Genomic DNA, 25,363 nt, shown 5'->3' on the forward strand with positions numbered 1-25,363 from the left:
TATACATATCCTTCTCAATTATCGAATTCGATTCCTTTATTTTTTAACCACTCGTCAAAATCGTTTGCAATGATTTTCTCACCTGTCATCCCTTTTGAATCTGAGGATGCTAAAAATAAAATCGCTTTATTCATGACAGTTGGTTGTAAAATCTCCATATTGTTCTTTTGGAAAAACTCTTTAACTCCCGTGCCAGCCATGCCAGTATCAGTAAATCCGCCTGGACAAATCACATTCACCATGATCCCTAAGTCACGAAGTTCTTCGGCCATAATTTTAGCCATGGCTTCTGCACCAGCTTTAGAAGGACCATAGGGGAGTTGGCCTTTTCTTGTCATGGTATTAGTGCTTGTTGATACATAAATGAGACTACCGCGTCCGTTTTTAACCATGAGAGGAACAAATTTACTGGAAACAATAAAATAACCAATGAAATTTGTTTCTACAATGGCTTTTACAGAAGCTATAGGAATATCATAAAAATGATGATTTGACTCCAAATTTTCCATTCCTGGCGCATTGCTACCAATGCCTGCATTATTAATCAGCATATCCAAATGATCAAAATGTTTCTCAAACCAGGCTACTGCTTCTGTTACAGATTTTTCATCACTAACATCAATTGGAACGGCGTAAACATCTAAGCCTTCCGAAGACAATTGTTTGTAGGCCTTATCCAACTTGGCTTCATTTCTGGCACTAATAATGACGGTGGCTCCGTGAGATAACAATTTTCTTGCCATTTCATAGCCCATACCGCTTGAGCCGCCAGTAATCAGTACTGTATATCCTTTTAAGTTTATGCTCACTTCAGTATGCCCCTTTTTCGATAATTTGATAAACATATTATATCATAAGTATTATAGAAAGCATTTTTCTAAGCCTTTTTAACTACAGTTCTAAACCAATTTTTCAGCTGACCACATAACTGAATTTTCCGTCAAAAAGGAATGTTTCACGTGAAACATTCCTTTTTTATAAAACCTGTCATAAATATTTACTTTTTTAGGGACGAAATCAAAAAGTTTTGGTAGAATAGAAAATAAAAGAACTGTTCATTCAGGATCTAAGATAAGGGTTGGTGAAAAAGATTGAGCAAAGTGATTGCACTTGCAAACCAAAAAGGCGGAGTTGGAAAGACCACTTCATCAGTAAACTTGAGTGCTAGCCTAGCTTTTCTAGGCAAAAAAGTGCTACTTGTTGATATTGATCCACAAGGAAATGCATCAAGTGGGGTAGGTATCAATAAGGGCGAAATCGAACATTGCGTTTATGATGTACTGGTTGACGATGTGCCATTAAAGGATGTGCGCCAGCCAACAGATTTGGATAATCTTGATGTCATCCCTGCAACGATTCAACTAGCAGGAGCGGAAGTAGAACTGGTTCCAGCTATTTCACGGGAACTACGTTTGAAAAAAGCGCTTGATACATTAAAAGATGAATATGATTATATTATTATTGACTGTCCGCCGTCACTAGGACTGTTAACGTTGAATGCTTTAACAGCCTCTGATTCTGTCCTAATCCCCGTACAGTGTGAATACTATGCACTGGAAGGATTAAGTCAGCTTCTTAATACGATTCGGATTGCCCAGAAGCATTTGAACGATGATTTAAAAATTGAAGGTGTTCTTTTGACCATGCTTGACGCCCGTACCAATTTGGGACTTCAAGTAATTGAAGAAGTGAAAAAATACTTCCAGAATAAAGTATTTGAGACGATTATTCCGCGGAATGTTCGGCTGAGTGAAGCGCCCAGCCATGGTAAACCAATTTTGCTATATGATGCAAAATCCAAAGGTGCGGAAGTTTATTTAGAGCTTGCAAAGGAAGTGATCGCACATGGCTAAAGGACTTGGAAAGGGTATCAATGCGCTTTTTGGCACAGTGGATACCAATGAAGAGACGGTTACAAGTGTTCCGTTAAAAGAAATCAAACCTAACCCGTACCAGCCGCGGAAAATTTTTGATAAAGCGGCGATTCGTGAATTACGTGATTCTATCAAAATTCATGGTGTGCTGCAACCGATCATTTTACGCAAAAAAGATGATGGCTATGAAATCGTAGTAGGTGAGCGGCGTTTCCGAGCAGCTAAAGAAGCCAAGTTGACAGATATTCCGGCGGTTGTTCGTGAACTTGACGATCAGGAAATGATGGAGCTTTCAGTGATTGAAAACTTGCAGCGGGAGGATCTATCGCCGCTTGAAGAAGCTGAATCCTATGAATTTCTTATGAAAAATCTTAAGTTGACGCAGGCAAAATTGGCTGAACGTGTTGGTAAGAGCCGTCCTTATATTGCCAATTTTGTGCGGTTGCTGACTTTACCGGAAGAGGTTCAAGTGATGTTGCGTGATGGTTCCCTATCAATGGGACATGGGCGTGCGCTGCTTGGTTTGAAATTAAAGAAAAACATTGTTCCTCTCGCTAAAAAGACAGTGGCGGAAGGTTTGACAGTGCGCCAACTCGAAAAAATTGTGACACATGCAAACGAAAATGTTTCACGTGAAACAATCAAACCGAAAAAAGTGCCTGTATATATTCGCGAAAGTGAATCACAATTGCGCAACAAATTTGGTACGGCTGTCAATATCAAACGTCGAGATAAGAAGGGGCGTATTGAGATCGAATTCTTATCAGATGATGATCTAGATCGGATCCTGGAAATCTTAGATGTGAAATTTGACGACGAATAAGCTTTGAGAGTAAGGGGGAGGCTGGATGGAAAAACCAGTTTTTGGATTAAATGATGTTGTGGAGATGAAAAAACCGCATCCTTGCGGGGCCAATCAGTTTCGCATCATTCGCATGGGGATGGACATCCGGATTAAATGCGAAGGTTGCGGACATAGTGTCATGATCCCCAGACGTGATTTTGAACGAAAAATGAAACGAATCCTTGTAAAGGCTGAGCCGGAGAATTAAGTTTCTCCGGTTTTTATTTTTGTGGGAAGCCTATCCAAGAAAATTTGGAAATGCTACAATGAACTTGAGAAAATCGAAATGGGAAGGGATCAGGCGGAATGAGTATGCAAAAACTGCAGATGCCGAGGTGGCGGGAACTGGTACAGCAGCTTTATTTGAAGATGGACTTCATGAGTGGCGATGAGTTGGCGGATCGTTTGGGTGTCAGTGCTCGCACGATCAGAAGTGATATTCGCATCATCAATGAGGTCTTGGCGCAGGACGGCAATGGGATCGAATCGGTTCGAGGTGTCGGCTATCTGCTGCATGTGAAAAATGAAGCGGCTATCCGGGAGGTCATTCTGGGCGATCATCATGCGCATGCGAATTTGACGATCGTGCCAATGCTGGCAGAAAAGCGTGTGGATTATATCATTCGACTGCTGCTGCTTCAAAATGATTATGTGAAAATTGACGAAATTGCGGATGAACTGTATGTCAGCAAGTCAACGATTAATGCTGAGATGGTCGACGTAAAGAAAAAACTGGCTGAATGCAAATTGGTGCTGGAAAAACGGCCGGGATATGGGATTCGCATTTCCGGTGATGAGCTCAATATTCGATTCTGCTTCTCAAAATATCTGCTTACAGAATCGGCGGACGTTTTGATTAGTGAAAGTGAGCAGGCCTTTTTTGCAGAAATTGATTTGCAAAGGATCGAGCAGGCGGTGACGGAAAGTATCCAGACCTATAAAATCCAAATGACGGACATGGCGGTCAAGAATCTGATCATCCATATTGCGATTGCGGTCAGTCGGGTGCAGGAGAATTGCTACATTGCGACGGGCGATTTGGAGAATATTGAATTCAACATGCAGGAGCTTCGAGCGGCACAGAATATCTTGCGGCTGATTGAAGTGGGGGAGGGCATTCATTTTCCAGAAAGCGAATTGTCGTATATCTTGCTTCACTTGAGTGCCAAGCATATTGCCAAGGATTATGATGACTACCGTGAGCTGATTCTGGTCAACAAGATGCTGGAACATTTGCGGGAACAATTTGCAATCGATTTGACGGGCGACAGTCGGCTGCTCAATAATTTAGCCCTGCATTTAAAGCCGGCGATCAATCGGATCAAATTTAATATGAATATTGACAACCCGTATTTATCTGACTTGAAGCAGAATTATCCGCTGGCCTTTGAACTGGCACTGGCGGCGAAAAATATATTGGAAGCAGAACTTCATACAGCTGTGAGCGAGGCCGAGGCGGGCTATATTGCGATTCATTTGTTGTATGCTTTGGATGGACTGGTGCTGGATGGGAAGAAGCGGGTCATTGTTGTGTGTGCTTCAGGGCTGGGGACCGCGCAGCTTTTGCAAACGAAATTACGGCGCACATTTGCCGAACGGATGGATATTATTGCGGTACAGTCGCTTCAGGAATATGGGCGCCATCAGGTGGCATGTGATTTTGTCGTTTCAACAGTGCCAATTTCTGACCATGTACAGGAATATGTACAGGTTTCACCGTTTTTATCACCGGCAGATATTCGAAATATTGAGGAGATGCTGGCGAGCGGCGCTAGTCGATTACCGTTTCGACCGGAAGAAGTTTTTTCGGAAAAGCTGTTTTTAGTTGCGGAGGATGACTGGGATAAGCAGACGATCATTGCCCGCATGGCTGAGCAGCTTGAGCGGGAGGGGATTTGCGCGGAGGATTATTTGGCCTCGGTATGGGAAAGGGAGCTGATTGTTCCGACCTATCTGGGGAATGGCTTGGCTGTTCCGCATCCGATCAAGGCGGATGTGAAGAGGACGGCGATTGCGGTCTGCGTGGCAAAAGAAGGCGTCATGTGGAACGGTGAGGAGGAAGCGCGGCTGATTTTCATGCTGGCGGTCAGAAATAAGGAACAGGCGCAGCTTGCCGCGATCTATGAATTGATTAGCGACATCGCCGAGCAGCCCAAAGTCATGCGGCTACTCCGAGATGTGACAGATTTTTCGACATTTTTGCGGATTGTGGGAGATTTGCAGGATACGAAATAGGAAAAACAGGAATCAGGCGGGAAAAAGTGCTGATTCCTGTTTTTTAATTAATTGGCGGGTGTTTTTTCAGGTAAAGCAAGTAAGAGAGCCAGGATAAAAGAGCTGACAAACCAGCAATTAGAAAAGCCGGTTGGACGATTTTGGTAAAGTAGAGCTCGATACCAGCAAAATTATAAATATCCAGCTCAATAAACACCTGCACGCCGAGATTAAAAAGCCCCAGAACTAAAATTAGTAGCGCAACAAACGGGACCGCTCGATAAGTGCCTGTTTTAAAATGAGGGATTGCGAGACAAACAAGGGAGCCCAGATAGCCAATAATCAAGATTGGCTGTGAGTAAAGCATTTGATAGGCTGGTGGGTAGATGGGAAGCCACGTGTTTTCATCTATACCACTGGCCAGCCAAGGGAAGAAGATACATATAAACGAGATGATAAAAAACAATATGCTGATTGTTCTACTCATAAGTCGACCGCCTTTTCTGTAAATTAATTATATCAAAACGCTTTCTGCTTGTAAACGTTGCCATCGCTGGCGAAATAGGGTTTTGATTGTTGCTTTTTAACCTGTTTTAATTAGACTAATCGTAAATAAAATTTCGGAAACCGCTTGCATTATTTCAGGGGAACAGGTAGAATGAAAATGAAATAGATGGATGGTTACTGGTAAAGCAGGCTATACCTTTTTATGCGTGTCAGAAAAGCGCATATGGAGGTATAGCCTTTTTTGATGATTAGGAGGTGAGAAACATCTTGAAGATCAAAAAAATCTTAAATAATAACGCAGTTTTGGTCGGAAAAGATGGAAAGGATTTTATTTGGATCGGTGCAGGTCTGGGTTTTAAAAAAAAGCTTGGGCAGGAAGCTGATGAGACAAAGATTGAAAAAGTATTTATTCTTCATCAAAAAAAGGCTGAGGAACGATTTTTAAGTTTGATGGAATCAATACCTGTTGAGTATGTTTCGCTGGCTGATAATATTATACTATTAGCCAAAAATGAACTTTCATATGAGTTAAGTGAAACGCTGTATATTTCTTTGACAGATCATCTGTACAATTTAGTCAAGCTTTATGAACAAGGACTGACAATCAATAACCGCCTTTCCTGGGAAATCAAGAAATTTTATCCAAAAGAATTTGAAGTGGGGAAGAAAGCTTTAAGGATGATTGAAGAGCAGGAGAGCCTAGCTTTGCCGGAAGAAGAGGCTGGTAATATTGCCATGCACATCATCAATGCTCAAATGACAGATGAATTGGATCAATTGGGAGACGTGCAGTTAACGACCAAAAAAATTCGCGATATTATTGTGCTCATTCGTCTTTCCAGCAAACGTGAAATCGATGAGGATTCATTAGCATTTGATCGTTTTGTCACCCACTTGCGCTTTTTTTTTCAACGATTGGAGAAGGATAGCCACTTAAAAGTTGCAAAGGAAAATGTATTATTGAACCATATAAAAGAGCAGTATCAGAAGGTTTATGAAATCATGCTGCTAGTGGAACAATATTTGCAAGTCGAACTAAGTGATGATGAGAAAGTGTATTTATCGCTACATATTCAAAAATTAATAGAGAACGATTAGGGTGTTACTGGTAAAGCAGGCAAGACTAATAAGGATTTCTTGAATGAAGTCTTTATATAGTCTTGCTTTTTTTAATAATTTGAGAAAGGACGACCAAAAATGAAATATGAAGCATTAATTAAAAAAATAGTAGAAAATATCGGCGGAAAGAACAATATTAAGAGCTTGACACATTGCATGACAAGACTGCGATTTAAGCTAAAAGACGAGTCTAAGGCTGAGGATGAAGAAATTAAAAAAATTCCAGATGTCGTGACAGTTGTGCATAGTGCGGGACAATATCAAATTGTAATCGGAAATCATGTTGGAGAAGTGTACAACGAACTGATTGAAATGACTGGATTGCAAGGGGAGCAAAACACAGCTGATTCGACTGAAAAACCGAAAGGGCCATTGAATATGTTTATTGATATGGTTTCCAGTATTTTTACCCCCGTCATCAGTGTCTTGATGGCCGCAGGGATCATTAAAGGGATATTGGCATTGCTGACTGCTTTGAATGTCGTGGATAAAGAAAGTGGCACTTATTTGATTCTGAATGCAACTGGAGATGCCTTCTTTTATTTTCTCCCATTGTTTTTAGGATATACGTCTGCTAAGAAATTTGGCTTGAAACCATTTCTTGGTATGACGATTGGTGCGATACTTGTTTATCCGACAATTGTTGCAGCAAACAGTGGAGCAGAACCATTGTATACACTATTTGCAGGGACGATGATCGAATCACCGATTTATTTTACTTTTTTGGGATTGCCTGTTGTGATGATGAATTACACTTCGAGCGTCATTCCGATTATTGCAGCTACTTATCTAGCTTCCAAAGTGGAAAAATTATTGAATCGCTTTATTCCAGTTACTGTACGCAGCTTTTTTGTACCTTTTCTTACACTATTGATTGCTGCACCGCTTGTTTTCTTGATTATTGGGCCGATTACGACATGGTTTGGTTTAATTTTAGGAAATCTTTTAGCGTCAGCTTATGCGCTTAGTCCAGTCATTGCAGGAGCAGTTATTGGTTTCTTCTGGCAATTTTTCATCATGTTCGGTTTACATTGGGGATTCGTTCCGATTGCGATGAACAATTATGCGACGCTTGGCTATGATGTTGTGATGATGGCTGGCTTGGCAACACCTTTTGCTATGGCCGGGGTAACATTTGCCATCTTTTTGAAAACGAGAAATAGAAAACTAAAAGAAATTGCTTTTCCAGCATTTTTGTCATCTATATTTGGTGTGACAGAACCAGCTCTTTATGGGGTCACTTTGCCAAGAAAGAAAGCCTTCTATATGACATCTATTTCAGTGGCAGTCGCTGGGGTCATTATGGGACTTTTTAATACGAAAACGTATATCAATGGAGGCACGGGTATTTTTGCCATTCCACGTTTTATAAATCCTGAAACGGGGATTGATAACAGTTTTATTGGCTTTGTTATTGCTGTGACAGTTGCGCTTGTTTTGGGCTTTTTGCTGACCTATTTTTATGCGTATGATCCTAAAGTTGATGATGAGGAAGTAGAAGAAAGAAAGCCAGAAGAAAATACTTTTAAAGAGTTAAATAAAGAACTAGGGCAAACACTTTTATGTGATTTAACTGCACCTTTAAATGGAAAAACGGTACCGCTTAGTCAAGTGGAAGATGAGGTTTTTGCTTCGGGACTACTGGGTAAAGGCGTGGCAATTTTACCGGAAGAGGGACGAGTATTTGCTCCTGCTGATGGCGAGGTAACAACACTCTTTCCTACTGGGCATGCCATTGGTGTCACTACTACAGAAGGGATTGAGTTATTGATTCATATTGGTATGAATACAGTGAACTTAGAAGGGAAATATTTTACACCTAAAGTTCATCAGGGGGATAAGGTGGAAAAAGGACAGGTTCTACTTGAATTTGATTTAGAAGCCATTAAAAAAGAAGGCTACTCCGTTGTGACGCCTGTTGTTATTTCAAATGGAAAAGAATATTTAGAGGTAGTCAGTACGGAACAGCAGATTGTACAAAGTGATGATATATTGCTGACGGTCGTTAATTAAGGAGGATAAAATGAAGAAAAATATTTTTCTTTTCGTAGCAGATCAGATGAGAAGTGATGCAATGGGGCACAGCGGGAATCCGGCAGCAATTACACCGAATTTGGATTCCTTGGTGGAAGAAGGTGTTTCTTTTGAGAATGCTTATTGTCAAAATCCTGTCTGTGTACCTTCCAGAAATAGCTTTCTAACAGGATTCTATCCACATGTGAATGGGCATCGAACCATGCATTATCTGCAAAATGAAAATGAACCTAATATCTTAAAAGAAATGAAGGACAATGGTTATGAAGTTATTTGGATTGGACGGAATGATTTTGTACCTGCTACTCGAACAAAAACCGCTTATTGTGATGAGTATTATGATGGTGTGATTGACAGAAATACACGAGACGAAAAAGGAACTGGGCTCAAGGCACATGATATGAACGAGGCGAGTCAAAAACTCTATGATGAGATGCTTTCGGATGATAATTATTACTCTTTTTACATGGGAAAACTGCCTGATGGAGAAGGTTATGGTAAAACAGATTGGAATTGCGTTGAAAAAGCATTAGCATATATTGAAAAACGAGGCAAGGAGAAATCGGATAAACCATTTTTTGTTTACTGTACATTGATGTTTCCTCATCCGCCATATGCTTGTGAAGATCCGTGGTATTCCAGTATTGATCGTGGGAAGTTGCCCCCTAGAAGGCCAAATATTCGACAATTGGAAAATAAAGCGAGCATGCTGTATGGCATAAATGAAAAGCAAAATCTTAATGGCTGGACGGAGGCGCGTTTTGATGAATTGCGTGGTACCTATTTGGCAATGGTTTCAAGATTTGATTATCAATTAGGCCTAATCCAAGAAAAGCTGAAAGAAGCTGGATTATATGATGATACGAATCTGCTTGTTTTTAGTGACCATGGTGACTACACAGGGGACTATGCGATTACAGAAAAAGTACAAAACTGTTTTGAAGACCCTATTTCTAATGTGCCACTCTTAATAAAGCCAGCAAAAGGTATTCCAGTAAAACCGCGTATTTCAAAAGCACAGATTGAATTAGTTGATTTGCCGGCTACAATTGCAGAATTGGCAGGGTTTGAGCTTTCTTATACACAATTTGGTCAATCACTTCTGCACGCAGTGGCAGGAGATGAGTTTCATAAAGATGCGGTTTTTTGTGAGGGTGGTCGGATTCATGGTGAGGAGCAAGCGATGGAGCTAGGGCATGGCTCAGAGTCTATTTATTGGCCAAGGCTAGCAACGCAATATAGTGAAGGACCCGAGCACACAAAAGCCGTCATGTGTAAGATGGGCAGCTATAAATATGTGATGAGATTGTACGAAACAGATGAATTATATGACTTGGAAAGTGATCCGATGGAGACTAGTAATTTGGCGATAAAAGAAGAATATCAGGAAGTCGCTCAAAAAATGAAAAATAGAGTGGCACAATTTTTTCTGGAAACAACGGATTTTGTGCCAAATAAAAGAGATAAAAGGTAATCTGAGATACTGCAGACGAAAATATAAAACTAGTTGATAAGACACCAAAAATTGTCAACGGAATAGAGGGGTTTTGATGAAGCAAATTTCTGTGTTGATCAAGCCGGCTTCATCTTTGTGTAACTTGCGTTGTAAATATTGCTTTTATGCCAATGTAAGTTCATTAAGAGAGGTCCGTTCTTATGGGAAAATGCAAGAAACCATTACGCAAAAAATGATCGATCAAATTTTTGTAGATTTGGAGGATGGAGATCATTTGACACTTGCCTTTCAGGGTGGGGAACCAATGTTAGTGGGGTTGGATTACTACCAGAAAGTGGTTTCTTTTGTGGAAGCGCAGAAGAAAAATGTAGAGGTGCATTATGCGATTCAAACTAATGGGACAATGATTAACAGTCGCTGGTGTGAATTTTTTAGAGAAAATGACTTTTTAGTGGGGTTGTCTATTGACGGCCCCGCCTCTTATCATGATTTGAATCGTATTGACGCAAAGGGACAGGGAACTTTTCAGCGGATATTAAAAAATAAAGGGTTATTGGATCACTATCAAATTGACTACAATGTATTATGTGTGCTGACAGATTCACTGGCGGAAGAGGCAGAAAAAGTTTTTTACTTTTTAAAGGAGAATCAGATTAACTACATACAGTTTATTCCCTGCTTGGATGATCTAGATGCCAAAGAGTGCAGCAATTATGCTTTGACACCAAAACGATTTGCTGCTTTTTATCGGCGGATTTTGGATTTGTGGCTAGAGGAATTAGAAAGAGGAAACTATATTAGTATTAAATTATTTGATGATCTATGTAACCTTTTGGTAAAGCGTCAGGTAACTGCTTGCGGTATTTTGGGGAATTGTCAGATACAATATGTGATTGAAGCCGATGGAAGTGTTTATCCGTGTGATTTTTATGTGCTGGATGAGTATCGGTTAGGCTACATTCAAGATCAAACTTTACGGGATTTATTTGAACAGGATCGAGGAAAAAAGTTTCTTTGTGAAGGAAAAATTGTATCTGAAATGTGTAATGATTGCTTCTTTGTAAAGATGTGTCATGGGGGATGTAAACGGATGAAAGATGCAGTATATCTAGACGAAGCAGGTTTTTGCGGATATCAAGATTTCTTGCGGGTATTTTTACCTAAATTAGATCATATATTGGCATGTGTGCGACGATGACAAGTAGTTTAGTAGGAATTCTCTATTTTTGTGTGATTGTGATTGCGAATACTGTGGGTGCTGTATCTGGAATGGGCGGTGGAGTGTTGATCAAGCCGATTTTTGATCTTATTGGTGCACATTCTGTGGCGGCTATTTCTTTTTATTCAACAGTTGCAGTGTTCACGATGTCGATTGTGTCAACTTCACGGCAGTTTACTAGTGGAAGAAAATTCAATTGGAGGATTGTTACGTGGGTTTCAGCGGGAGCAGTTCTAGGCGGAATTCTGGGAAATTTGACTTTTGAGGGTCTTCTAAAGCTGTTTAAGAGTGATGATATAGTGCAATTAATTCAAATAGTTTTGACCATATTAACGCTATTATTTGCTTTCTTTTATACGAGATATGATAGGCCTAAGTTTCATTTGCTCTCTACATACTGGTATTTTTTTTGTGGTTTGCTATTGGGGTTTTTAGCCAGTTTACTGGGAATTGGTGGTGGACCCATCAACGTTTCCCTGCTGATGCTATTATTTGCTTTGCCGATTAAAGAAGCGACGATGTACTCGATTTGTACAATTTTTTTCTCTCAGCTAGCCAAATTAATCACGATTGGTTTTTCCACAGGTTTTGCTAGTTATGATTTAACGGTTTTGTTTTATATTATTCCAGCTGCCATAATTGGCGGGTTGTTGGGAACGAAATTCAGCAACATTCTTTCGGTACAAAAAGTGACGATGGTTTTTCAAATCGTGATTCTCTTGGTTCTATTGATCAATTTGTATAATGGCTATCGAATTTTGATGGGATAAACAGCCCATTTCCGCAATTGAGCTGTTGAAGCGGCAAAAGATTGGATTTAACTCCTGAAAAGAAAGCGCTACACTTGAGGTAACAACTATAGGAGGGAAGGAAATGAAAAAATTTATTGAAAAATTGAGCTGGATTTCGCAAAAATTGGGGAATCAGATTCACTTGAAATCCATGCGCGACGGCTTTGCGACGATTTTGCCATTTATTATGTTATCCGGGTTTATGATTTTGATCAATAATGTCATTATCAAACCTGATGGCTTTATGTCGAATATTGTTAGTCCTGAAACGCTAACGACCTGGCAGGGGCTAGGCAACAATATTGTGAACGGGACGCTCGGGATTATCACCATTTTGATTGGTGCCTCGGTTTCCTACTTTCTCGCGCAAAACAGGCAGTTTGATAATCCGTTTGCCCCGGCTCTACAAACGATCGCGCTGATTATTATTTTTATTCCTACGGTGACAAGTGTTGTGCCGATTGGGGCTGAAAAGGCTGTCGATGTAAGCGGTGTTATTCCAACTGCGCTGACTGGTTCGGCGGGGATGTTCGTTGGGATTGTCACGGCACTGCTTTCGACGGAGCTGTTTATCAAATTTTCCAAGAGTAGCAAATTTAAAATTAAAGTTTCGGGGGACAGTGTGCCGCCTGCTGTAATCAAATCGTTTAATGTGCTGATTCCAACGATGCTGACCATTTTGATTTTTGCGTTCGCTTCATTCCTATTGACACTTTTGACAAGTATCAATATTTACTCGCTGATCAGTACGATTCTGCAAAAGCCGCTGACGTTCCTAGTGACAAGTGTGCCAGGCTTTATTGTGCTAATGACAATCTCGCAAATGCTGTATTCGATTGGGATTGCCGGCAGTGGGATCTTAGGGCCGATCATGGATCCCGTGCTGCTGGCCAATATGCAGGACAATATGACGGCGTTTGCCAATAATGAAGCGATTCCGCATATTATCAATACGACTTTCCGTGATGTATTTGGCGTTATGGGTGGCGGCGGGAATACGATCGCGCTACTGATTGCCATTTTTATTTGGAGTAAACGGAAGGACTACCGGGAGATTGCAGGGCTTTCGGCGGCACCTGGGCTGTTCAATATCAATGAACCGGTCGTCTTTGGGCTTCCTATTGTGTACAACTTGAGCTTGATGATTCCGTTTATTATTTCGACGCCGCTTTGCTTGCTGCTGGCCTATATTGCGACCAAGATTCATCTGATTTCACCGGTCGTCGTGATGGTTCCGTGGACAACGCCGGTAGTTGCTTCCGGTTTTCTAGCGACAGGTGGGGACTGGCGGGCCGCTGTTTTTCAGGTTTTCTTGATCCTGGTCTGCGTCCTTTTATACCTACCATTCTTGAAAGCAAATGATCGAATTAAAATGGGAAGTGAATCAAAATGAAAAAGTTGATGTTAATGTGCAATGCGGGGATGTCGACCAGCGTTCTCGTGCGGAAAATGCAGAAGGTTGCGGATGAAAAAGGCATTGAAATCGAGATCTGGGCTATTTCCGAGACGGACTTTGAAAAAAATTGGCGGAACGCGGAGGCAATTTTGCTTGGGCCGCAAGTAAGCTACATGAAGGATAAGGTGAGTGAGGTCGTGCAGGGGCAGATTCCGGTCGGTGTGATCGATATTGTGGATTACGGGCGGATGAATGGTGAAAAGGTTCTTGAGCAGGGCTTGGCATTATTAAAATAACGCGGTTTTCCCGAGTCAGTTGGCATCATGGCTCGGGTTCTGCCGTTTTTGAAGGAGAGGAAGCAGGATGCATTATTTGGATCATACGGCGAGCGTTTCGGAGCGTGTGGAGGATCTGCTTGGGCGGATGACGTTGCAGGAAAAATGCGGTCAGCTGAATCAGCGGCTTTATGGTTGGGAAACTTTTCGGCGGACGGGTGACGATACGTTCGTTTTGACGGAAAAATTTTATCAGGAGGTCGAGCGTTTTGCGGGGATTGGCGCACTTTATGGGCTGTTTCGGGCGGATCCATGGTCGAAAATGAATGCTAGGACGGGCATCAGTCGGGCGAATAGCGCCAAGGTGGCCAACATGCTGCAACGCTATGTGATGGAGAATACGCGGCTGGGGATTCCGGTGCTGTTTTCTGAGGAACTGCCGCACGGGCATCAGGCGCTTGAAAGTGAGTGCTATCCGGTCAATCTGGCGCGGGGGGCTTCATTCAATCCGGAATTGCAGCGGCAGGTGGCAGAGGCGATGGCGGCGGAAGTGGCGTCTAAAGGTGTGCATTTAGCGCTGGTTTCGGCGCTCGACATTTTGCGGGATCCGCGGTGGGGGCGCTCGGAGGAATGCTTCGGTGAGGATCCCTATCTGGCGGCGCGGCTGACGGAGGCTGTTACGGCGGGGATTGAGCAGGCGGACAGGATGGCGGTCGTTTTGAAGCACTTTGCGGCACAGGGTGAGCCGGTTGGCGGGCATAATTCCGGGCCGGTGTCGATTGGTGAACGGGAGCTGCGGGAAATTTTTCTGCCGGGCATTCAGGCGGGAATCGCAGCCGGAGCCGGGGGGCTGATGGCGGCCTATAATGAGATTGACGGCGTGCCTTGCCATGCGAATCGGGCGCTGCTAACGGACATTTTGCGGGATGAGTTTCAGTTTGATGGGGTCGTGATGGCGGATGGTTGTGCGCTCGATCGGCTGCTCGGTTTGACGGGGGATGCACGTGTGGCTGCTGGTCTGGCGGCGGAAGCGGGTGTCGATTTGAGCCTTTGGGATGAAATCTACCCGGTGCTTGAGGAGGCGGTCGAGGCGGGAATCGTGGCTGAGAGTGTGATTGATCAGGCGGTGCGGCGCGTTTTGACGCTGAAATTCAAGCTGGGGCTGTTTGAATCGCCCTATGTGAATGAAGTGGTGCCGACGCCTGATCCAGCTTGGCGGGAAGTGAATCTGCAGGCGGCTCGTGAAGGGATTTGTCTGCTTGAAAATCGCGGGAAAACTTTACCAATCGGCTCGAATGTGAAAAAATTGGCGGTCATTGGTCCGAATGCGGACGCGCTCTATAACCAGCTGGGCGACTATACGGCTCCGCAAGATGAGTCAGCTGGCGGCCTGAGTGTGCTGGCGGGGATTCGCAAAATGGCGCCTGCCGATGTGGCGATTCATTATGAGCAGGGGTCTGATGTGCGTGAGGCGGTTCCGGGCGGACTTGATCGGGCGGTGGCGGTGGCCGAGGATGCCGATGCAGTTGTGCTGGTTCTGGGCGGCTCAAGTGCACGCAATTTTGACATGGACTTTCTGAAAAACGGGGCGGTCAGTTCCAAGGGGCCGAACATGGACGCTGGCGAAAATGTCGACGTGGCGAATTTATGTCTGCCAGCTGCTCAGCGTGCCCTTTTTAAAGCGGTGCGCAAAACGGGGCGGCCGCTCATCGTGGTGCTCATCCAAGGCCGACCGCTGGCCATACCGGAAATAAGCGAGGCGACAGATGCCCTCTTGACGGCCTGGTATCCAGGTGCAGTGGGCGGTCAGGCAGTGGCGGAAGTGCTTTTCGGGCAGTATAACCCGTCCGGCAAGCTACCTGTCAGTATCCCACGGTCGAGCGGTCAGCTGCCGGTCTACTACAATCAGAAAGCGGTCGAATATAAGGAAGACTATTTTGATGGCACTGGCAAGCCGCTGTATCCGTTTGGTTATGGTTTGAGCTACAGCGATTTTCAGTATGTCGCCATCCAAACCGATCGAGCGGAATACGATTTGGCGGCACTGGCAGCCGGAATGCAGACTGTCGAGGTGGCTGTCACGCTTCAAAACCGGTCGAATGTGGCGGGCGAAGAGGTTATCCAGCTTTACCTGTTCGATCAGGAGGCCAGCATTACGCGGCGGAAGCGCGAACTGAAAGGCTTTAGGAAAATCAAACTGGCGCCGCACGAGGAACGGACGATCACACTGTCGCTCACGGCAAATGAGCTTGAGATCTGGTCGATCAGGCGGTGTTATGAAATCGAAGCGGGGACTTTCCAGCTTTATGCAGGCGGGAATTCGGAAACGGAGCTCAGGACCCAATTTCACGTAAAGTAAGGAGATGAATGGATTTTGGATGGTTTAGAGTTAGCCTCTTTTCAAATAATCAGCGCGGTCGGGGCGGCCAGAAGCAGCATTATTGAGGCGATGCAGTTGGCGCGGCAACGCAAATTTACCGAGGCCTATCAGAAAATTGATGAGGCCAACCAGTTTTTGAGTGACGGGCATAAGGAGCATGTCAAGTTGATCCAGCAGGAGGCGGACGGTGATCAGGTGCCGTTTTCACTGCTTTTCATGCATGCTGAGGATCAATTTATGACGACGTACTCGCTGCGGGATGTTGCCTACGAAATGATTGCACTTTGGAAAGAAATGAAGTAGTGGTATACTAGCGGCAAGGAGGCGATCATATGGATCTGGAAACATTCAAGAAGAAAGCAGCGGAAGATGAAAGTTGGGCACCGGGCTGGGACGAGATTGATGCGGCTTTTGCAGCGGTATATGGTGATCAGGAGCCGGCGCATTACGGCACGATGATGCCGAGTCGGGCTATGTTTGGTGGCGACCAGTATTTGGACGGCTACAGCATTTTCAGCTCGGAGAAGGGCTACAAGCACCTTGTCACCTATGGCTTGACGGAGCTTTATACGAATGAGCATTCGCTTGGCGGCGAGCACAGTTTTTGGGGCTACGAGATGACGATCAAGCTGCCGTATGAGTCAGCGAAAGAATGTATGTGGGCGGTTGACATGCTCTCCAATTTGGCCAGGTATACCAACGAATCGAAGCGTTATTTGGAAGCTTATCAGTTTATTGGCGGCAATGGTGAGTCAATCCAAATTGGTGAAGAGTCCAAAATCACAGCCCTTGTGACAGTACCAGATACAGAAATCGCCGCACGTGATACGCTTTATGGCAAGGTTGAATTTATTCAATTGGTTGGCGTGACGGAAACGGAATTTCAAGAAGTGAGGCGCGATCCGGCGCTGATTAGTCAGTTAGTGGAGAATTTACGTGTCGATTATCCGGATTTAGTGACGGATATGGCGCGGACGAAGGATTATTTGTGAAGAAACTTGAAAGAGAGTCTGAGATTGTGAATCAGGCTCTCTTTTTCACACAAAACACAAGCTGGTCTTTTTCCTAAAAAACCTTTATAATAAAGCATAGTGGAAACAAGTCGTTGCGGCTTGTTTTTTGAACGTTATCAATTTGAAAAGGAGCAATTTGAGAAATGGCACTTACAGCAGGTATTGTCGGGCTTCCGAATGTGGGGAAATCGACGCTTTTTAATGCAATTACTAAGGCCGGTGCAGAGGCTGCGAACTATCCGTTTGCAACGATCGATCCCAACGTGGGCGTCGTGGAGGTGCCGGACTATCGCTTGAATAAATTGACGGAACTGGTTGAACCGAAAAAAACTGTTCCAACAACTTTTGAATTTACAGATATTGCGGGAATCGTGAAGGGTGCGAGTAAAGGCGAAGGGCTTGGCAACAAGTTTCTGTCTCATATTCGCCAAGTTGACGCGATTTGCCATGTGACGCGCTGCTTTGAAGATGAAAATATCACACACGTGGAAGGGCGCGTGGATCCGCTTGATGATATCGCAACCATTAATTTGGAGCTGATTCTGGCTGATCTGGAAACGGTTGACAAGCGTATTGGCCGTGTTGAAAAGCTTTCTAAGCAAAAGGATAAAGACGCGGTGGCTGAGTTCAACGTGCTGACCAAGCTGAAAGCTGCTTTCGAGGACGATAAACCGGCTCGCTCGGTGGAATTCAATGAAGAAGAAGAAAAAATCGTTCGCAATCTGTTTTTACTGACGAAAAAGCCCGTTCTATATGTGGCCAATGTGAGTGAAGAAGATGTGGCGGATCCTGATGGCAATGCTTATGTGCAACAGGTGCGCGAACTTGCAGCAAGTGAAGGCTCTGATGTGATCGTCGTTTGTGCGCGTGCTGAGGAGGAAATTGCTGAGCTTGAAGATGAGGACAAAGTGGAGTTTCTTGAAGCGCTGGGCATTGAAGAATCCGGGCTCGACAAGTTGATTCGCTCGGCTTATTCCCTTCTTGGTCTGGCTACTTATTTTACAGCGGGTGTGCAGGAAGTTCGTGCTTGGACTTTCCGCAAAGGGATGAAAGCGCCGGAATGTGCCGGAATTATTCATACGGACTTTGAACGTGGTTTTATCCGTGCAGAGGTCGTTGCGTATGATGCCCTAGTGGAATTTGGTTCGGAACAGGCTGCCAAAGAAGCAGGGAAGGTTCGTCTTGAAGGAAAAGAGTATCTAATGCAAGACGGCGATGTGGTCCACTTCCGCTTTAATGTTTGATGACTTACCATTTATTATGAAAAGTAATGGTCTGTTATCTGAAACGTAAAATTTCTAACTAAAAAAAGAGAATCAAAAACGGCAAGTCCATTTTAAAATGGCTCGATTGCTTGTTTTTGATTCTCTTATTTTTTTATTTAAGGGGCTGTTTCCAGTGTCCATTGAATGGTCGCCGTGTATGTGCCGGCTTTGAGCATGGAGGTATTCGACTGAACGAGTGGCCCGTTTTCTTTATCATATTGCAAGATGGTGCTGCTGGCGGCCGGATCGTTGGTCGTAGCAAGTGAGGCAATTTCAACATTTTGATCGGACAAGACTTTTTGGGCGTTTTTATCTTTAAAGATCAATCTGCTGGATAAAAGCTGATCGCCCGAAGCATTTGTAAAAGGATTGATCAAAGCGGCTTTTAGTTTCCAGCCTTTTGTATACCGAGTGTCCGTGATACCAATCGCAAAGTTGTCAGTTTTGCGCTGAATTAGTTTTGTTCCTGAAGCAACGGGGGTGTCTTTGAAATCTATATCAGCTGTCGTTCGATCAGGGTCAAATTTCAGAACGCCGATTGCTTCGTCTTGTGTCAGTCGTTTGAATCCGTCAGCAGTGACACGATAGTAGAGCGGTTCGGTTGCTTTGTGTTCATCGGTCGCTTTAACGGAATTGGTATAACGGTCAACAGGTGTATCCCGATTGTAGTGAATTTCAACAATGTCTCCATAGGTCAATTCGGTAGGGAGCTTGCTAGTTTGAAAGGCGGTTTGCAGATCTTTCGTGCTCTGTTTATTTTGTACGGCAAACTCGGCGAATTTTTTGGAGTTGTCGATTACTTGATGCTCGGTCGGGTGGTAAAATTTGTAAGATAGATACGTTTTGTCGCCATTTTGGCTGCTAAAAGGCTGGGTGCCGTCATTATCCGCTGGTGTGACTGTAATGAAAGGTTTGTTATTTTTCTCATGCAGCGTGAGAGCGGCGCCAGTTCGATCGGCTCCATTTAATGGGTCCGCTTTGAAAGCAAGGCTGTTGGCGTACTCGATTTGGATAGAAGTCGGGATTTCAGCCTCTATTCCGCGATCATCTTGAATGGTTACGGTTGTTGCGGTAGTACCGATCAGAGATGTGTTAACTGGATGTGTCGCTGGAAAGCTTTTAGCCGTGACAGAATGGACGAATGGGACTTCCGAGTGAAGGTTCGTGACTTGATCTTCGGAACGGATATCCTGGCTGTCTGTGCCAAGCGGATAGCTTTTCGATGCGGCGTCGGCAGTGGGCAAGGTCACTTTTGTTTGCAGCTGGACAGTTTGCGAAGTTTGATTTCCCTGTGCATCCGCTGCTGTAATACGAATAGTTGCCTGGCCATTTTTATTATTTGTTAGGTTGGGATCGTAATCTGTCGTAAGTTTGACACTGTCACCGCTATTAAGAACGCGATCCATATTGTCTTTACAGGTTAGCCCGATAAGCTCTTTCAACCGTTCAAATGGCACAGAATCCTTGTACTCTAGTTGGAGGTCGTTATGCTGGATTTGCAGTGTAGGTGTAATATTGTCCACATAAACTAACCCTTCATTATCAAATTTGATCCGCAGACAGCCTTCACTTTTATTGTTGTCTAATAGTAAGCTGGGACCAATCATATTTCCGGCCGTTGCGATTGGTGGCTTATTTTTCATTGTGGCAACTGGAGCTTGTGTGATGCGTTCTTTTTCCAGTGAGTGTATCTCATATTCATCCCCCAGTCGGTATTCCCAATTGGCGATGGACGGAAGAGAGGCGGCCGTTTGGCTACCTCCTTTTAATGTAGTGGACATAACAATCGTGTTATCCCGATACTGAATGAACTTGAAAAAATCCTTGTCGAGTGCATATGTGTGAATATAAGGATCAGGGGAACCCGGATCAAGCTTAGCTGTGACTGCATCAAGCACGATTAGTTTTTGGTGGTAGCTGTCGGCAAAAAGGTCATAACGTTCAAGGTGGGTAGACAAATCCCAATGACCTGGAGAGAGGCGGCCGTCCCAACCGGTGAGTGTGATCGGCTCAACAATTTTTATATGGCGTTTCAAGGAGTGAACAAGCGTTTTGATAACAGGGCGTTTATATTCAATTGTGACGGGATACTCACCCGGTGTGTTAACGTCAACTTGCGAGAAATTAACTTCCCTCACCAAACCGAAAATATCTTCAGCATGGACATCCTTTAGAAATTGGTCGGCATTTAGCTTGGTTTTTGTTCGGTAGGTCATGCCAGAATCAGCAGCCGGCGCCCATGTCTGCGAATATTGGAAATTCAGCGTGACCGTCCCGGTATACTTGACGGTGGTGCTTTGGTCATCTGGATAGCCGCTCACAAGCCAAAATGTGACTTTTGCTGGTTGGGAAGACAGATCTATCCGGTAAGTGGTGGGATCAGAGGGTACAACTCTGCCGATTTGAGAAGGCGTGGAGCCGCTGACGGTCATAGCTGCCTGAGTGAAGCCTTCAGGAAGTTTGAAATCATAACTGGTGTTGCCCGTCGGGATGGAAATCGTTTGTTCGGCGTACTGGTCTTGAAGAATTAACCGGCTCGCTCCTTGTGTAAAAAGATTGGCGTGCGGTTTTAGTGCTTTCACATCAAAAATTTTATTTTCATCAAGGTCGATAAAAGTATTTTTAGGAGTAAATTTGCTGAGAGGTGAGATATCTGAAAGGTCAGTACGATGAATGATCAGATATTGCAAGCCAGTTAAATACTGAACGCCTTCAATAGAAGCAAGTCGTTTATCCTCTATCTGAATCTCTGTAACTTGAGCCAGTTCAGCGGGGGTCACGATTGATTTGCTGGTTACAGCTTTTCCGCTATGGTTGAGTGTTTCAAGGATAGCTTCGCGAAAATAGTAATCAGGAAAAATTTCTTGGTAGGTTTTATTAGTAGGGAGCGGCTCTTCAGCAGCTTTACTAAAATGTGGAATAAAGAGGGCTAAAAATGATAAAAGTAGTAAAATTTTTAGTCCGTTAGTAACACCCTTTTTTAATGGCTTCAATGAATATATTCTCCTTTCTTGATAGGTATTGCGCTTAGGGGCACTACAATAATTATCATTTTTAAGGAATATTATCAATGGATAGAATGTGAAAGATATGTGAACAAATGGGAAGTTTTTGATTTTGTCACATTTTCCGTTTTAAAGGTATTATTTTAAACTTTTGCATAGAAAAAACTCCTGATAGCAAATAATAGCTATCAGGAGTTTTAAATGATACTTATTTAAATAGATAGTCGATGATTCGGTCGCCGATTTTCTTACGTTCACCTTGATAAGGAAAGCAGTGCATATGAACGGCTGGGTTGAAATTCAGCTCAATGATGGCAGCTTGTTCATAGGCAGTTGGATCAGGAGGCAGGATAATATCTACGCCGCAAAATTTTGCGCCCACCACCTGCGTACACTGAATGGCGAGCTGCTTGTAATGCTCATCCATTTCTGCCGTCACGTCAATACTGTCTCCACCGGTACTAATATTGGAGTTTTCTCGCAGGTAAACAATCTGATCGGGTGCCGGAATGCTTTCAAAATTAAGTCCCTGTACGGACAACATTAGTGTTTCTTCAGGTCCGCTTTGAATCTGTTCGAGCGGTTTCAGGTGATCCGTCCCTCGCAGTGGATCGCTGTTTTTCTGTGCTACGAGTTCAGCGACAGTATGGATGCCGTCTCCCACTACATTGGCGGGAATGCGGCGCATCACGGCTTCTACTTTATCATCGATCACAAGGAAGCGGTATTCTTCACCGGGGATAAATTCTTCCACAATGACGGCCTGATCATAACTAAAGGCAATATCGAGCGCTTCATGATAATCTTTTTCTGAAAAGCTGGCTTTGAAAATGCTGATACCCAGGCCATAATTGGTCGACTTTGGCTTGACGACAATGGCCTTGTCACGAAAATCAGGATAGGCTTCCAGAGCTGCGGCCTGATCGGTGAAGCTTTCGCCGAACGGGACGCGAATACCGTTTTCAGCCAGCACCTGCTTGGTCACGACCTTGTTTTCCATTAGTAGAACGGTCACATATTGATCACGAGCTGTTTTTGTCGCCTGTTTGACGTATTCGACATGTGTGCCGTCCTTCAATCGAAGAAAATTTTCACTGCGGTCGAGGATCTCGAACTGGATGCCTCTTTTGACGGCGGATTGGATCAGAATTTGGGTGGACAGTTCCATATCTTCATAGCCGGCAAATTGGTAGGCGGTGGCATCGGAATCAGCCAGCGCCAGTCGAGCGGCTTCCAAGTGGTAGTCCAGATAGCCCATTTGCTTGACTCGTTCGACTGTCTGCCAGGCAATGGTTTTTTGCGGATCGAGAATGCGTTCTTTTTGCTGGCGGATCGTTTTGAGAAGAAGCTCACGATCATGGGCAAATGTTTCAATAAGCTGCTGCATTTTATCAAGCTCGGCAAGGGCCGCTTCGACAAAGGGCTTTTCGCTTTCGTCGCATTCGGTAATCGGCGGTTGGCTGAGGCCGTAAAGGGCAATCTGTTCTTCATTGTGGTCGGAAATCGTCTGGCTGTTGTGACAAAGTTCCGTATCTGCACTGAGCAGTCCGGCGATCAAAAACACATGCACAAAACGAAGCGTTTCCTTAGAGATGCCGTTCGGTTCAAGCGGATCCAAATCGAGCGACCGGATTTCCAAATATTCCACGCCATTTTCGGCCAATGAGTCGAGCGATTGATCGGTATGGCTGTTTTTCAAGCGAATCGGATTATAAAATTCCCGCATGCTATTGATTTTGCCTTCCGTAATATGCTGGCGAATCGTTTCAATATAGCTGTCGAAGGAATTGTAATCAATATGAAGCGGCGTCTTATTTTTGTAGCCAAATGGGCTGTTTCGGAGCGATATGCCATTTTCCATCCACATCACCCCATCGTCGAGCGGCTTTTCAGCAGGCGTTGCCGTGTAACCAGTCGGATAGATGGAACCTGCACCAGTCAGATAGACCAGCAGCCAGCGGTTTTTCATAAAATATTTGGCCGTCTTGACGTACATTCGGTTTCGGAAATCGGCTATTGTCTCCTGCTCCACATGATATTCTTCGTATAGACCTGCCAGCAGTTTTTCTGAGAAGGAAAAATTATAATGAATTCCAGAAAGAAGCTGAATTTTCTTCCCATATTCGCGAGCCAAATGTTCCCGATATAAACGGTTTGGATGGTCGGGCGTCCGGTAGACGGCAATCGGAATGTCCTCTTCTGCTGGGAGAAGGGCGGGATTGCTGTTCGGCCAAAGCAGTTCGCCGTTTTCCAGTTCTAAAGAGACGATATTTTGAAGATTCTTCACGAAGTCAAAAACTTCATCGATGGAATTGCAGACGGGTGTAATCATTTCGACTTGGCTTTCGGAAAAATCAGTTTTGATATAGGGGTTATCTTCTTTGGCGCCAAATGCGGCCGGGTGAGGCGTCAGTGCTAATTTTCCGTCAGGCGTGACACGTAGATTTTCCTTTTCTAACCCAAAATGACCGCTAAAAAGTTCGCGGCTGATTTTAGGGCGCTTTTCTAAAAAATGAATCAATTTATGATCTAATGCTAGCATAGTTTCACCTCGATGGTTCTATTTTCATAGCCTAATCTTACAACAAAGTCGAGTTTTATCCTAATAATTGGTTTATAAAAAGCTTTACGAAAAGGAGTGTATTAAGTATAATAATACACGTTAAACACCGTTATCAAATGAGGGGAGTTTGTTATGTATCAGCTGAATTTAAAGAGTAACAGCCCGATTTATGAACAAATCGTAACGGAGATCAAGGAAATGTGTGCGAAAGGTCTTTTAAAGCCTCATGAAAAACTGCCCTCTGTGCGAGAATCGTCTGTGCAGATGCTGGTCAATCCGAATACAGTTGGCAAGGCGTATAAAGAATTGGAGCGGCAAGGTGTCATCTATACAATGAAGGGAAAGGGCAGTTTTGTCAGTGAACGCAGTCATCAGAAACCGACACGTCATGAACTGGAAAACTTTGACGAGTCTTTGAAAAAGCTTATCGTTGAGGCGGATTTTCTGCAGATTGACCGGGAGGCATTGCAGCATAAAATTAACCAATTTTATCAGAGTTTGGAGGGCCAAAAATGAAGGTCAGTCATTTATCAAAAACAATCGAAAAAAATCAAGTGCTGCAGGATGTTTCATTTGAATTGCGGCCGGGAGAAATCACGGCGCTTATCGGGCGTAATGGCGTTGGGAAAACCACCTTGTTTTCTACAATGACGGGGATTTATCTGCCGGACAGCGGGGATGTTGAAATTGATGGAAAGAGCATCTATCGTCACCCGGAAGTGAAAGAAGGGTTGTTTTTTCTGGAAGACAGCATGAACTATTTCAACACGTACAGTGTGAAATCTGTTGTAAGGATGTATCGGACGATTTACAAAGAATTTGATGAAGCCTTCTTTTATCAGCTGTTGGATCGCTTTGAGTTGCCGCGGCATGCGAAGATCATCTCCTTTTCAAAGGGGAGAAAAGCGCTGTTCTTCATGATTCTGGCATTTTCGCTGAATGTAGATTATTTGTTGCTGGATGAGCCGATGGACGGGTTGGATGTGATTATTAGGAAAGAGATTCTTCAATTTATCATTGAAACGGTGGCGCTGAAAAAGACGAGTGTCGTGATTGCCTCTCATCGGCTGGATGAATTGGAAAGCATTGCCGACCGGGTGATCGTTTTGAAAGGGTCGCGAATCGAGTTGGATTACTATTTGGAGGAGCTTCGCGCGTCATCCATGAAAATTCAAGTGGCTTTTCGTACCAAATTTATTCCGGATTTTGTGAAAGAAGGGGCGGAACTGCTGAGTCGAAATGGCAGGATCTATACGCTACTTGTCACTAAAAATACAGAAGGTTTTATAGAAGCGCTCAAAGCAGAAAAGCCTGTTCTCTATGAAGAAATGCTGATTACGATTGAGGATATTTTCACTTTGCGGTTGGCGGACGATAAGATCGACTATTATGAGTTGTAGAGGTGTGA

21 protein-coding genes are annotated in these 25,363 nt (G+C 43.9%); 17 read left to right on the top strand and 4 right to left on the bottom strand.

What is annotated here, in order from left to right:
* Positions 1-14 precede the first annotated feature (14 nt).
* Positions 15-809: an SDR family NAD(P)-dependent oxidoreductase gene (locus CS921_RS03805; protein ID WP_162921687.1), complete on the bottom strand. Its 795-nt coding sequence runs from the start codon at positions 807-809 to the stop codon at positions 15-17.
* A 282-nt stretch (positions 810-1,091) separates the two neighbouring features.
* Between CS921_RS03805 and CS921_RS03810 the strand changes: the two genes are divergently transcribed.
* The 4 genes from CS921_RS03810 to CS921_RS03825 all read left to right on the top strand — a co-directional run bounded on the left by CS921_RS03810 (position 1,092) and on the right by CS921_RS03825 (position 4,953).
* The gene (locus CS921_RS03810; RefSeq protein ID WP_099221726.1) at positions 1,092-1,853 is read left to right on the top strand and encodes a ParA family protein; all 762 of its coding nucleotides are present in this window, start codon (positions 1,092-1,094) and stop codon (positions 1,851-1,853) included.
* Positions 1,846-2,697 carry a ParB/RepB/Spo0J family partition protein gene (locus CS921_RS03815; protein WP_099221727.1) on the top strand — a complete coding sequence of 284 codons (852 nt, stop codon included), beginning with the start codon at positions 1,846-1,848 and terminating at the stop codon, positions 2,695-2,697. Before CS921_RS03810 ends, CS921_RS03815 begins: the two co-directional genes overlap by 8 nt.
* A 25-nt stretch (positions 2,698-2,722) precedes the next feature.
* Positions 2,723-2,926: a DUF951 domain-containing protein gene (locus CS921_RS03820; RefSeq protein ID WP_099221728.1), complete on the top strand. Its 204-nt coding sequence runs from the start codon at positions 2,723-2,725 to the stop codon at positions 2,924-2,926.
* A gap of 98 nt (positions 2,927-3,024) precedes the next feature.
* Entirely contained in the window at positions 3,025-4,953 is a 1,929-nt protein-coding gene (locus CS921_RS03825) for a BglG family transcription antiterminator (RefSeq protein WP_099221729.1), read from the top strand.
* 43 nt (positions 4,954-4,996) lie between these two features.
* Here CS921_RS03825 and CS921_RS03830 read toward each other — a convergent pair whose 3' ends face one another.
* Positions 4,997-5,419 carry a hypothetical protein gene (locus CS921_RS03830; protein WP_099221730.1) on the bottom strand — a complete coding sequence of 141 codons (423 nt, stop codon included), beginning with the start codon at positions 5,417-5,419 and terminating at the stop codon, positions 4,997-4,999.
* A 287-nt stretch (positions 5,420-5,706) separates the two neighbouring features.
* Here CS921_RS03830 and CS921_RS03835 point away from each other — a divergent pair, with 287 nt between their 5' ends.
* The 11 genes from CS921_RS03835 (at position 5,707) to ychF (ending at position 18,366) form a co-directional block, all read left to right on the top strand.
* Positions 5,707-6,537 (top strand): PRD domain-containing protein, encoded by an 831-nt coding sequence (locus CS921_RS03835; RefSeq protein WP_205527760.1) that lies wholly within the window; start codon positions 5,707-5,709, stop codon positions 6,535-6,537.
* Between the two features lie 99 nt (positions 6,538-6,636).
* Positions 6,637-8,571, top strand: a complete 1,935-nt coding sequence (locus CS921_RS03840; protein ID WP_099221732.1) for a beta-glucoside-specific PTS transporter subunit IIABC — start codon at positions 6,637-6,639, stop codon at positions 8,569-8,571.
* Between the two features lie 10 nt (positions 8,572-8,581).
* A complete protein-coding gene (locus tag CS921_RS03845; RefSeq protein WP_099221733.1) occupies positions 8,582-10,066 on the top strand; it encodes a sulfatase family protein in 1,485 nt (494 codons plus the stop codon).
* Between the two features lie 76 nt (positions 10,067-10,142).
* The gene (locus tag CS921_RS03850; protein ID WP_099221734.1) at positions 10,143-11,246 is read left to right on the top strand and encodes a radical SAM/SPASM domain-containing protein; all 1,104 of its coding nucleotides are present in this window, start codon (positions 10,143-10,145) and stop codon (positions 11,244-11,246) included.
* Complete coding sequence (locus CS921_RS03855; RefSeq protein ID WP_099221735.1) at positions 11,243-12,037, top strand: sulfite exporter TauE/SafE family protein; 795 nt, start codon at positions 11,243-11,245, stop codon at positions 12,035-12,037. Before CS921_RS03850 ends, CS921_RS03855 begins: the two co-directional genes overlap by 4 nt.
* 103 nt (positions 12,038-12,140) lie before the next feature.
* Complete coding sequence (locus CS921_RS03860) at positions 12,141-13,451, top strand: PTS sugar transporter subunit IIC (RefSeq protein ID WP_099221736.1); 1,311 nt, start codon at positions 12,141-12,143, stop codon at positions 13,449-13,451.
* Positions 13,448-13,750 (top strand): PTS sugar transporter subunit IIB, encoded by a 303-nt coding sequence (locus tag CS921_RS03865; RefSeq protein WP_099221737.1) that lies wholly within the window; start codon positions 13,448-13,450, stop codon positions 13,748-13,750. The genes CS921_RS03860 and CS921_RS03865 overlap by 4 nt, the downstream gene beginning before the upstream one ends.
* 67 nt (positions 13,751-13,817) lie before the next feature.
* Positions 13,818-16,088 carry a glycoside hydrolase family 3 N-terminal domain-containing protein gene (locus CS921_RS03870; RefSeq protein ID WP_099221738.1) on the top strand — a complete coding sequence of 757 codons (2,271 nt, stop codon included), beginning with the start codon at positions 13,818-13,820 and terminating at the stop codon, positions 16,086-16,088.
* Positions 16,089-16,103: 15 nt separating this feature from the next.
* A complete protein-coding gene (locus CS921_RS03875) occupies positions 16,104-16,412 on the top strand; it encodes a PTS sugar transporter subunit IIA (protein WP_099221739.1) in 309 nt (102 codons plus the stop codon).
* Positions 16,413-16,441: 29 nt separating this feature from the next.
* Entirely contained in the window at positions 16,442-17,101 is a 660-nt protein-coding gene (locus tag CS921_RS03880) for a suppressor of fused domain protein (RefSeq protein ID WP_099221740.1), read from the top strand.
* A 164-nt stretch (positions 17,102-17,265) separates the two neighbouring features.
* Positions 17,266-18,366: a redox-regulated ATPase YchF gene (gene ychF / locus CS921_RS03885; protein WP_099221741.1), complete on the top strand. Its 1,101-nt coding sequence runs from the start codon at positions 17,266-17,268 to the stop codon at positions 18,364-18,366.
* Positions 18,367-18,503: 137 nt separating this feature from the next.
* Here ychF and CS921_RS03890 read toward each other — a convergent pair whose 3' ends face one another.
* Both CS921_RS03890 and gshAB read right to left on the bottom strand, forming a co-directional pair.
* Positions 18,504-21,380 (bottom strand): hypothetical protein, encoded by a 2,877-nt coding sequence (locus CS921_RS03890; protein ID WP_099221742.1) that lies wholly within the window; start codon positions 21,378-21,380, stop codon positions 18,504-18,506.
* Positions 21,381-21,600: 220 nt separating this feature from the next.
* A complete protein-coding gene (gene gshAB / locus CS921_RS03895) occupies positions 21,601-23,934 on the bottom strand; it encodes a bifunctional glutamate--cysteine ligase GshA/glutathione synthetase GshB (protein WP_099221743.1) in 2,334 nt (777 codons plus the stop codon).
* 153 nt (positions 23,935-24,087) lie between these two features.
* Between gshAB and CS921_RS03900 the strand changes: the two genes are divergently transcribed.
* Both CS921_RS03900 and CS921_RS03905 read left to right on the top strand, forming a co-directional pair.
* Positions 24,088-24,471, top strand: a complete 384-nt coding sequence (locus CS921_RS03900) for a GntR family transcriptional regulator (protein WP_099221744.1) — start codon at positions 24,088-24,090, stop codon at positions 24,469-24,471.
* Positions 24,468-25,355: an ABC transporter ATP-binding protein gene (locus tag CS921_RS03905; RefSeq protein WP_099221745.1), complete on the top strand. Its 888-nt coding sequence runs from the start codon at positions 24,468-24,470 to the stop codon at positions 25,353-25,355. Before CS921_RS03900 ends, CS921_RS03905 begins: the two co-directional genes overlap by 4 nt.
* Positions 25,356-25,363: the final 8 nt, after the last annotated feature.

The sequence above is a fragment of the Listeria costaricensis genome (genome assembly GCF_900183385.1).
Lineage (GTDB): Bacteria > Bacillota > Bacilli > Lactobacillales > Listeriaceae > Listeria > Listeria costaricensis.

Coding starts and splice junctions, on each gene's coding strand:
- CS921_RS03815 (WP_099221727.1), top strand. CDS start 1,846: ATGGCTAAAGGACTTGGAAAGGGTATCAATGCGCTTTTTGGCACAGTG.
- CS921_RS03820 (WP_099221728.1), top strand. CDS start 2,723: ATGGAAAAACCAGTTTTTGGATTAAATGATGTTGTGGAGATGAAAAAA.
- CS921_RS03825 (WP_099221729.1), top strand. CDS start 3,025: ATGAGTATGCAAAAACTGCAGATGCCGAGGTGGCGGGAACTGGTACAG.
- CS921_RS03830 (WP_099221730.1), bottom strand. CDS start 5,419: ATGAGTAGAACAATCAGCATATTGTTTTTTATCATCTCGTTTATATGT.
- CS921_RS03840 (WP_099221732.1), top strand. CDS start 6,637: ATGAAATATGAAGCATTAATTAAAAAAATAGTAGAAAATATCGGCGGA.
- CS921_RS03845 (WP_099221733.1), top strand. CDS start 8,582: ATGAAGAAAAATATTTTTCTTTTCGTAGCAGATCAGATGAGAAGTGAT.
- CS921_RS03850 (WP_099221734.1), top strand. CDS start 10,143: ATGAAGCAAATTTCTGTGTTGATCAAGCCGGCTTCATCTTTGTGTAAC.
- CS921_RS03855 (WP_099221735.1), top strand. CDS start 11,243: ATGACAAGTAGTTTAGTAGGAATTCTCTATTTTTGTGTGATTGTGATT.
- CS921_RS03860 (WP_099221736.1), top strand. CDS start 12,141: ATGAAAAAATTTATTGAAAAATTGAGCTGGATTTCGCAAAAATTGGGG.
- CS921_RS03865 (WP_099221737.1), top strand. CDS start 13,448: ATGAAAAAGTTGATGTTAATGTGCAATGCGGGGATGTCGACCAGCGTT.
- CS921_RS03870 (WP_099221738.1), top strand. CDS start 13,818: ATGCATTATTTGGATCATACGGCGAGCGTTTCGGAGCGTGTGGAGGAT.
- CS921_RS03880 (WP_099221740.1), top strand. CDS start 16,442: ATGGATCTGGAAACATTCAAGAAGAAAGCAGCGGAAGATGAAAGTTGG.
- ychF (WP_099221741.1), top strand. CDS start 17,266: ATGGCACTTACAGCAGGTATTGTCGGGCTTCCGAATGTGGGGAAATCG.
- gshAB (WP_099221743.1), bottom strand. CDS start 23,934: ATGCTAGCATTAGATCATAAATTGATTCATTTTTTAGAAAAGCGCCCT.
- CS921_RS03900 (WP_099221744.1), top strand. CDS start 24,088: ATGTATCAGCTGAATTTAAAGAGTAACAGCCCGATTTATGAACAAATC.
- CS921_RS03905 (WP_099221745.1), top strand. CDS start 24,468: ATGAAGGTCAGTCATTTATCAAAAACAATCGAAAAAAATCAAGTGCTG.